9 protein-coding genes and 1 pseudogene are annotated in these 8,448 nt (G+C 71.8%); 4 read left to right on the top strand and 6 right to left on the bottom strand.

From position 1 onward, the window contains the following. Positions 1–124: 124 nt before the first annotated feature. Positions 125–661: a DM13 domain-containing protein gene (locus VFO68_RS30340; protein WP_325161836.1), complete on the bottom strand. Its 537-nt coding sequence runs from the start codon at positions 659–661 to the stop codon at positions 125–127. Between the two features lie 86 nt (positions 662–747). On the opposite strand from VFO68_RS30340, the gene VFO68_RS30335 reads away from it, so the two are divergent. Then, a complete protein-coding gene (locus VFO68_RS30335; protein WP_325161835.1) occupies positions 748–1,947 on the top strand; it encodes an arginine deiminase in 1,200 nt (399 codons plus the stop codon). A 69-nt stretch (positions 1,948–2,016) separates the two neighbouring features. Beyond that, entirely contained in the window at positions 2,017–2,631 is a 615-nt protein-coding gene (locus VFO68_RS30330; protein ID WP_325161834.1) for a hypothetical protein, read from the top strand. Here VFO68_RS30330 and VFO68_RS30325 read toward each other — a convergent pair whose 3' ends face one another. The 3 genes from VFO68_RS30325 to VFO68_RS30315 are packed head-to-tail and all read right to left on the bottom strand — an operon-like array spanning position 2,632 to position 5,742. Next, positions 2,632–3,792 (bottom strand): GNAT family N-acetyltransferase, encoded by a 1,161-nt coding sequence (locus tag VFO68_RS30325; RefSeq protein WP_325161833.1) that lies wholly within the window; start codon positions 3,790–3,792, stop codon positions 2,632–2,634. Positions 3,793–3,831: 39 nt separating this feature from the next. Beyond that, positions 3,832–5,349, bottom strand: a complete 1,518-nt coding sequence (locus tag VFO68_RS30320; protein ID WP_325161832.1) for an alkaline phosphatase D family protein — start codon at positions 5,347–5,349, stop codon at positions 3,832–3,834. Between the two features lie 9 nt (positions 5,350–5,358). After that, positions 5,359–5,742 (bottom strand): hypothetical protein, encoded by a 384-nt coding sequence (locus tag VFO68_RS30315; RefSeq protein ID WP_325161831.1) that lies wholly within the window; start codon positions 5,740–5,742, stop codon positions 5,359–5,361. A gap of 103 nt (positions 5,743–5,845) precedes the next feature. On the opposite strand from VFO68_RS30315, the gene VFO68_RS30310 reads away from it, so the two are divergent. Beyond that, positions 5,846–6,385: a ferritin gene (locus VFO68_RS30310; protein ID WP_325161830.1), complete on the top strand. Its 540-nt coding sequence runs from the start codon at positions 5,846–5,848 to the stop codon at positions 6,383–6,385. A gap of 3 nt (positions 6,386–6,388) precedes the next feature. Here the strand turns inward: VFO68_RS30310 and VFO68_RS30305 are convergent, their stop codons facing one another. Continuing rightward, entirely contained in the window at positions 6,389–7,333 is a 945-nt protein-coding gene (locus VFO68_RS30305; protein WP_325161829.1) for a DUF5926 family protein, read from the bottom strand. A 9-nt stretch (positions 7,334–7,342) separates the two neighbouring features. Further along, a complete protein-coding gene (locus VFO68_RS30300; protein WP_325161828.1) occupies positions 7,343–8,194 on the bottom strand; it encodes a glycerophosphodiester phosphodiesterase family protein in 852 nt (283 codons plus the stop codon). Between the two features lie 24 nt (positions 8,195–8,218). On the opposite strand from VFO68_RS30300, the pseudogene VFO68_RS30295 reads away from it, so the two are divergent. Beyond that, a pseudogene (locus VFO68_RS30295) lies at positions 8,219–8,448 on the top strand (cytochrome P450); the annotation flags it as partial.

Here is an 8,448-nt window from a genome sequence, read left to right as displayed (position 1 = left end):
TCACAAGGACAGCGGCGCGGCCCCAAAAGCCACATTGAACGCAGCCCACCACATGGTCGCGGTCACAAGGACAGCGGCGCGGCCCCAAAAGCCACGTTGAACGCAGCCCACCACATGGTCGCGGTCACAAGGACAGCGGCGCGGCACCAAAAGCCACATTGAACCTGTCGCACCAGATCACCGCGCTGCGCAGGCCTTCGATCGGGGCGTCCGCCGGGATCTCGTAGTTCTGGTTGCCGCTGGTCGCCTTCATCTCGCCGAGCTTGACGTAACGGCCGTCGTCGAAGCTGTTGTCCGGCCCTTCGCTACCCCGGTCGGTCAGCCACACGTGCACGTCCGGGCCGTCCGAGGTGGTGAAGTTCTCCAGCCGCAGCACCCGCGAGCCGTCCGGGAGCTTGAGCACCCGGGCGATGCCGGCGGTCTCGTGCTCCTTGCTGAGGAACTGGCCCTCGGCGAGCACCACCGGCGCCGGCGGGGGCGCCGCGGTGGTCGAGGTCGGCCCGGCCGGCGCCGGCTGGGCGCCGGCCGCTGGCAGTGCCTCGTCCACGTGGCTGGAGGTCAGCGCCCGCCACGGCTCGAACAGCAGCAGGGCGACCACCGCACCGATCACGGCCACGGCGACCACCACCCAGGTCACGGGGCGGCGCAGGAGACGGCGCATGGTCCGATCCTCTCGATCCGGGGTATATGTCCGATAGTGCCTGGCTCAACTGCGGGCAGGCCTTACCAAGTGGTTACGCTCGGCGCGTGACCGCCCCGCACGCCGACAGCGAGGTCGGGCCGCTGCGCACGGTGCTGCTGCACCGTCCCGGCCGCGAGCTCAAACGACTGACCCCGCGCAACAACGACCAGCTGCTGTTCGACTCCATCCCGTGGGTCGGCCGGGCGCAGGAGGAGCACGACCGGTTCGCCGAGGTGCTGCGCTCCCGGGACGTCGAGGTGCTGCTGCTGGCCGACGTCCTGGTCGAGGCGCTGGCCGACGAGCGGGCGCACGCCTCGGCCACGTCGATGGCGGTCGAGCGGCTGCGGCTCGGTGAGGAGCTGTCCGACGCGGTGGCCTCCTACCTGTCGACGATGGACAGCCGGGTGCTCGCCGACGTGCTGATGGCCGGGATGACGTTCGAGGAGCTGCCGGCCGCCGAGGGCGCCTCGCTGGTGCGGCGGATGCATCATCCGCGCGACTTCGTCGTCGACCCGCTGCCCAACCTGCTGTTCACCCGGGACTCGTCGGTGTGGATCAGCGACCGGGTGGCGATCGCGTCGCTGGCCATGCCGGCCCGGCGCCGGGAGACCGCGCTGCTCGACCTGGTGTACGCCTACCACCCGCGGTTCCGCACCGCCGGCCGGGCGTACGGGGCCCATTCGGCGCCGGTCGAGGGCGGCGACGTCTTACTGCTCGGGCCCGGCGTGCTGGCGATCGGCGTGGGCGAGCGCACCACCCCGGCCGGCGCGGAGTCGCTGGCCCGGTCGGTGTTCGCCGACGGCCTGGCGCACACCGTGCTGGCCGTTCCGATCGCCCAGGACCGGGCCACCATGCACCTGGACACCGTGTGCACCATGGTCGACCGGGACGCCGTGGTGATGTACCCCGCCGTTCGCGACACCCTGGTCGCCTACCCGCTGCGCCCCAACGGCCCGGAGGGCGTCCAGGTGGAGGGCCCGGTCCCGTTCCTCACCGCCGCCGCCTCGGCGATGGGCATCGACAAGCTCCGGGTGATCGACACCGGCCTCGACCCGGTCACCGCCGAACGCGAACAATGGGACGACGGCAACAACACCCTCGCCGTGGCCCCCGGCGTCGTGGTCGCCTACGAACGCAACGTCGAAACCAACGCCCGGCTGGAGGATGCCGGCATCGAGGTCCTCCGGATCGGCGGCTCCGAACTGGGCTCCGGCCGGGGCGGCCCGCGCTGCATGTCCTGCCCCATCACCCGCCTGCCGCTCTGACCCGGTAGCCGGCCGCATTCCCGACCCGGCCCACTCAAGATCACCTGCCGGGCGGCCGATGGGGCCGGGATGAGTCTGCACGTGTTCATCGACGAGTCCCGGCGCGGCAACCTCTACCTGCTGGCCGCCGCACTGGTCATGCCCGCCGACCTCGGACCGACCCGGGCCCTGATGCGGAGTCTGCGGGTTCCGGGCGAGCGCAAGGTCCATCTCCACCAGGAGCGGGGTGCGGTGAAGAAGGAGATCGCCGCGGCACTGGTGACGGCGGGCGTGCGCGCCCGGGTCTACGTCGGTCATGGTCCGCCGGATGCCACTCGGGCCCGACTACTGCGGGCGGCGGTCACCGATCTCGTGGCGATCAGTGTCCGGCGCCTGGTGCTCGACTCCAGGGGGCAGGATCGCGATCAGTTGGACCGGCGCGTGATCCGTTCGGCACTCACCGCAGGCGCAGCGGACCCTGGCCTGATGACCTATGAGCATCTTCGGTCCCATGAGGATCCCGCTTTGTGGGTGGCCGATGTGGTGGCGTGGTGTCACGGAGCCGGCGGTGAGTGGCGACGGCGCATCGGACCGGTGGTGGAGCGGGTCATCGACCTGGATGAGAAAGCGCGAAGCCCGGGCGCTCGCCGTCCGGCGAGATCCTGCCCGGGCCCACTTCCTCGGCCTAGCGGCCTCGGCTGCTGACTAGTCTACCTCCTCCGGCGCGGGACGGCCCGGCCAACTGGGGTTGATGAGTTGATAGAGGACCTCGTCGTCGAAGTCGTCGCCGATGGGGAAGGCGGAGGGGTGGGTGACGACGTGGGTGAAGCCGGCCTGCTCGGCGGCGTGCCGGGAGGCCTTGTTGGTGCCGGCGGTGCTGATGGTGATGCGGCGTTTGCCGAAACCGCCCTCGGCGACCGGGCGGAAGGTCCACTCGGCCAGGGCCCGCAGCGACTCGGTGAGGTAGCCCCGGCCGCGGCTGTCGGCGTGGATGGAGTAGCCGGGCTTGACCTCGGTGTCGTCCAGGCCGCCCAGGTCGAACAGCTGGATGTGGCCGACGAACCGGTCGGTCTCCCGGTCCGCGATGGTCCAGTTGATCATGTTGCCGGTCGCCATCTGCTCGCGCGCCCGGGTGATGGTCGCCAGTGGGTCGCGTTGCTGCCGCACGCCCGGAACCCGGCCGCCGAAGTGCACCGAACGCTCGTCGGACAGCAGGTCGAAGTTCCGGGCGGCGTCGGCGTCGGCCATCGGACGCAGCCGAAGCCGCTCGGTCTCCAGCACCGGGGCCACCAGCCAGTTGGCCTTCGGTTCCCGGGTGTCGGTGGCCCGCAGTGAGCCGAGCCAGGCGTCCCGCCGCTCACCGCGCTGCGGCAGGAACTTGTCCACCCGCCCGTCGAAGCTGAACCCGCAGTGCCAGACCGCCCGCCGCGACGCCCAGTTGCCGACGAAGGCGTGCCACTCCACCAGCTCGACGCCGCGCTCGGCGAAGCCCCAGTCCACGATCAGCGTGACCGCCCGCCGGGCCACACCCCGGCCGCGGGCCGCCGGATGCACGGCGAAGCCGATGTCGGCGATCCCGTCGTCCCGGGGCCGCAGGGTGATCCCGCCCGCGAAGCCGCGCACCCCGTCGCCGCGCTCGGCCTCGACCGCGAACTCCAGGCTGGTGCCGTCCGCCCAGCCCTGCGGGACGGTCTTGGTGATCCAGGTGATCGCGTCCTCGCGGCCGTACGGCACCGGGACCGTCGTGAACGCCACGGTGTCCGGGTCGGCGCACTGCTGCACGCAGGCCTCGACGTCGTCCATGGCGTAGGGGCGCAGGGTCACCACGCCGTCGGTGAGGATCGGGCTGTCGTCCGGGTAGGCCATGCCGCCATGGTCGGCATGGCCCACCCGGTTCGCAAACGGTTATGCCGGTCGCACGCCAGGTTCGCCGTCCAGCACCACGAACCGGTTGCGCACGGTGTTGGTGACGCCGGACCGCTGCTGGACCGAGGACACCTTCATGAACTCGGCGGTCAGCTGACCGGACCCGGCCCGCACCCGGACGTAACCCCGGTGGTTGCCCACGTAGTACAGGTGCGGGTTGTTCGGCACCTGCGGCGGCGTGGTCTCGGTGGCGTCCCCGCCGCTGGTGACCGAGCTGGTCACCAGCTCGGTGCCGACGTAGGGCGAGTCCTGGTCGAAGTAGTTCAGGCGCAGGTTGTTCGCCCAGTGCCGGTGCACGTCGCCGGTCAGCACCACGGGGTTGCGCACCGCCCGGTCCACCCAGCCCTGGGTGATCCGCTGCCGGCTGGCCCGGTAACCCTCCCACGAGTCGGTGCTGCCGTCGCAGGTTCCGGTCGCGCCGTCCGGGTCCCGGCCGGCGAAGAACACCTGCTGGCCGAGGAAGTCCCAGCGCGAACCGCCGGCGGCCAGGCCGTCGAGCAGCCACTGTTCCTGGGCGGCGCCGGTGAGCGTGCGGTCGGTCCGGGTGAACTCCGCGCAGTTGCCGGCCGGCGGCTGCTTCCAGCGGTACTGCCGGGTGTCCATCATGTGGAAGCGGGCCAGGGTTCCCCAGGAAACCCTGCGGTAGAGCGGAATCGCCGAGTTGACCGGACGCATCGCCTTGGGCAGCGGCATGTTCTCCCAGAACGCCTGGAACGCGGCCTGCTTGCGGGCGGCCGGCGCGTCGGAGCTCACGCCCCACCAGTTGTTCTTCAGTTCGTGGTCGTCGAACACGGCGAGCCAGGGGGCGACCGCGTGCGCGGCCCGGATGTCCGGGTCGGTGCGGATCTGGGCGTACCGCAGCCGGTACTCGCCGAGCGCGTCGACCTCGTCGAAGTCGACGTACCAGCGCACCCGGTTGGCCGAGCCGGAGGCCTTCTCGTACATGTAGTCGCCGAGGAACAGGATCAGGTCGGGTTGGTCGGCGGCCATGAACCGGTGCGCGTGGTACCAGCCCTCCTCGAAGTGCTGGCAGGAGGCGAAGGCGAAGGTGAGCGCGGCGGGCGTGCTGCCCGGGGCGGGGGCGGTGCGGGTGCGCCCGACCGGGGAGATGAACCCGTCGGCGCGGAACCGGTAGAAGAACTCGGCGCCGGCCGGCAGCCCGCGCGGTTCGGCGTGCACGCTGTGCCCGTCGGCCGGCACGGCGGACTCGGTGCCGGACGCGACCACGGTGCCGAACGCCTCGTCGGTGGCCACCTGCCACTCGACCGGCACGGTGCGGGTGCCCATGCCGCCGCCGATGTCCAGCGGGGCGGTGGCCAGCCGGGTCCACAGCACCATGCCGTCCGGGCGCGGGTCGCCGGAGGCCACACCGAGGTTGAACGGGTCGCGCACCGCGGCCGGGGCCGGGGCGGCCGCGCCGGCGAAGTGCGGAACGGCGACGGCGCCACCGGCCGCGAGGCCGGAGACGAGGAACAGGCGCCGGTTGAGCTTGTTCATGGTCTCTCCTCAGGCGTAGTCGGTGATGGCGGCGCCACAGGTCTCGGTGAGCACCTGCCGGGGCCCGAACTCGCCGAGGCAGACCCGGTAGGTGACCCAGTCCCCTTCCGGGAACTCGAGGTTGGCGGTGACGCTGGTGCCGTTTCCGTCGGAGTTCCAGATCAGGTGCGGGCCGGAGCCGTCCGGCAGCCAGTACAGCGCGACCGCGGAGTGGCCGTCGGCGTTCTGGTCGTAGACGGTGAAAACCTCGCCGTAGGAAGCGAAGGTGGCCCGGCCGGCGCAACCACTGTCCACAGTGCACCGGGAGCTGTCCGCCTCGGCGGCGGAGGCTCCGGCGAGGGTCAGGGTGCCGACCGCCGCGGCGACGACCAGGGCCTTGCGGGTTACGGGCATGCGCTCCTCCTTCGACGATGACGGTTAGACATTTTCCTCATGCGGAGGGTAGCGGTGGAACAACAACATGTGAACATCACGCGGCGGGCGGTATGTTGATCGGATGCTGAGCAAGTTCCACCAGGCACTTTCCGACCAGGTGCGCAACGAGTTCACCGCATCGCAGCAGTACATCGCGCTGGCGGTGTGGTTCGACGGCCAGGACCTGCCGCGGCTGGCCGCGCACTTCTACCGGCAGGCGCTCGAGGAGCGCAACCACGCGATGATGATCGTGCAATACCTGCTGGACAACGGCGTGCAGCCGACGATTCCCGGCATCGCCGAGGTGCGCAACAACTTCAAGGATCCGGCCGAACTGGTCGAGTTGGCGCTCAAACAGGAGCGCGCGGTCACCGAGGAGGTGATCGGCCTGGCCAAGACCGCCCGCGACGAGGACGACTACAAGGGCGAGCAGTTCATGCAGTGGTTCCTCAAGGAGCAGGTGGAAGAGGTTGCGCAGATGAGCACGCTGCTCAACGTGATCCGCCGGGCCGAGGGCTCCGCCGGGAACCTGTTCGACGTGGAGAACTACCTGGCGAGGGAGTCGGTCGGCGACTCGGGCGACGACCCCCTCGCCCCCCGCGCCGCAGGCGGCCGGCTCTAGCGTCTAGCGGATCGTGACCTGCCGGCCGAGCAGGCCGTCGCGGGCCCGGCGCTCGTCGCCGGTGAGCGGCGTCGAGTCCACTGTGGACAGCGCGGAGTCCAGCCGGGCGCCAAGATCCGCGACCGGGGTGGTCCACTCCCGGGCATGCGACTCCGGGTCGAGGTCCCACACCGGGACGAGCAGGCCGTGCGCCCGGAACGAGCCGGCATAACGGGAACCCTCGCCGAGGGTCAGCTCACCGCGAGCGGACAGCCGGGCCATGGCGGCCAGCAGCCGCTCCTCCGGCTCCGGCCGCACCCAGCGCAGGTGTGCCTTCTCGCCGGCGTTGACCCAGTACGCGGCCGGGCCGATCCGCTCGGTCGGCAGGATCGCGCTGTTCGCCCGCTCCAGGGACAACGCCACCTCACCGGTCGGCTCGGTGTCCGGCGGCATCCACCAGGCGAAGTCGGAATGCAGCTCGGGTTCCAGGGCCGCGCCGGCATCCAGCACATCCTGCAACCGCTCCTCGGTGGCCTCGCCCGGCGCGGTGTCCACCACCGCGAGCACGTCACCCGGCTCGGCGGAGAGCGCCCACCGGATCGCCCGGGCCACGTCCCGGCTCACGTCGCTGGACCGGGTCTGCACCTGCATCCCGACCAGCGCGGTGCCGTCCGAACGAACGATGGCAGCGGCCGCCATCGGCAGCACGGTGGCCAGCGACACCGCCCGCTCGCCCGGCTCGGCCAGCGTCAGTGGCGCCACCGCCGACGGCACGAACTCGCGCAGCGCGATCAGCTCGCACTCGCCGGCCAGCCCCTCGAACGGGCGCGCCACCGGCACGTCGACCGGCCCGCCGCTCGCCCCGTGACAGGCCTTGTACCGCTTGCCCGAGCCGCACGGGCAGGGCTGGCGCGGGTTGACGCCGTTCGGCGCCGGCTTACTGGACCTGACCGCGGATCGCTTGGACAAGATCGGCTCCTACTCGGGCGGGCTCGTCGCGACGGTACCGCCTTGGCCGCCCGCCAGGACCGCGCGGGTGGCCGCCGGGTCGTTGGTGGCCAGGAACCGCACGCCCAGACGCTGGCACAGCCGGATGTCCCCCGGCTGGTCCACCGTCCAGCAGTAGGTTCCGTGCCCGCGCTCGGCGCACCGCGCCACGTACTCGGGGTGCCGGCGCAGCAGCCGGATGGCCGGGCCGGCGTGGTCGGCGTACCTCGGCAGCGATCCGTCCCGCAGCATGGGCGGCAGGTTGGTCAGCAGCAGCACGGTGGGCAGGGCCGGGGCGTACTCGCGGATCCGGCGCACCGCGCGGGTGGAGAACGACATCACCATGACCGGCGAGTCCGCTTTGGACGGTGGGTCGGCCAGGCCGTGCCGGCGCAGCAGCGCCACCAGCTTGGCCTCCACCAGGCCCGCGTAGCGCACCGGGTGCTTGGTCTCGACGAACAGCCTGGTGCCCGCCCGGGCGTCGGCGACCAGGCCGAGCAGGTCGGCCAGGGTGAGCACGCCGGGCGTCGGCGGCGGCGCGGCCCGGTGGGTGCGGACCAGGTCGTCGGCGTGCTCGGCCGGTTCGAGATGCCAGCTCTCGTAGTCCAGCTCGGACATCCGCTCCAGGGTCAGCGTGCTGACCACACCCCGGCCGGTGGAGGTGCGGTCCACCCGGCGGTCGTGCACGCACACCAGATGCCCGTCGCGGGTCAGCCGCACGTCGCATTCCAGGCCGTCCGCGCCCTGTTCGAGGGCCAACGCGTAGGCGGCGAGGGTGTGTTCGGCGCGCTGGGTGGAGGCGCCCCGATGCGCAACGACGGCGGGTTGCACGGCGGCGATCATCGCACATCCGCCTATGTTTGCGGCGTGCGCACGACACCGTTCGACCCGGCCGACCCCACGTTCGTCGCCGACCCGTACCCGACGTTCGCCCGGCTGCGGGACCAGGCCGAACTGCACTGGCACGAGGGCCTGGGGCTCTATGTGGCGGTGTCGCACGCGGCCTGCTCGGAGCTGCTGCGGGACCGCTCGCTCGGCCGGGTCTGGGTGGACGCCGCCCCGCCCGAGGCGTTCACCGCGTTCAACCTGCTGCACCG

This window comes from Actinophytocola sp., assembly GCF_035712165.1.
Taxonomy (GTDB): Bacteria; Actinomycetota; Actinomycetes; order Mycobacteriales; family Pseudonocardiaceae; genus DASYTH01.
Note: the sequence above shows the minus strand (reverse complement) of the source record. Positions and strands in the feature narration are given on the sequence as shown.

What these genes read in the sequence shown, in the direction of transcription:
- VFO68_RS30340 (WP_325161836.1), bottom strand. Translation starts at nt 661, where the DNA reads ATGCGCCGTCTCCTGCGCCGCCCCGTGACCTGGGTGGTGGTCGCCGTG.
- VFO68_RS30330 (WP_325161834.1), top strand. Translation starts at nt 2,017, where the DNA reads ATGAGTCTGCACGTGTTCATCGACGAGTCCCGGCGCGGCAACCTCTAC.
- VFO68_RS30325 (WP_325161833.1), bottom strand. Translation starts at nt 3,792, where the DNA reads ATGGCCTACCCGGACGACAGCCCGATCCTCACCGACGGCGTGGTGACC.
- VFO68_RS30320 (WP_325161832.1), bottom strand. Translation starts at nt 5,349, where the DNA reads ATGAACAAGCTCAACCGGCGCCTGTTCCTCGTCTCCGGCCTCGCGGCC.
- VFO68_RS30315 (WP_325161831.1), bottom strand. Translation starts at nt 5,742, where the DNA reads ATGCCCGTAACCCGCAAGGCCCTGGTCGTCGCCGCGGCGGTCGGCACC.
- VFO68_RS30310 (WP_325161830.1), top strand. Translation starts at nt 5,846, where the DNA reads ATGCTGAGCAAGTTCCACCAGGCACTTTCCGACCAGGTGCGCAACGAG.
- VFO68_RS30300 (WP_325161828.1), bottom strand. Translation starts at nt 8,194, where the DNA reads ATGATCGCCGCCGTGCAACCCGCCGTCGTTGCGCATCGGGGCGCCTCC.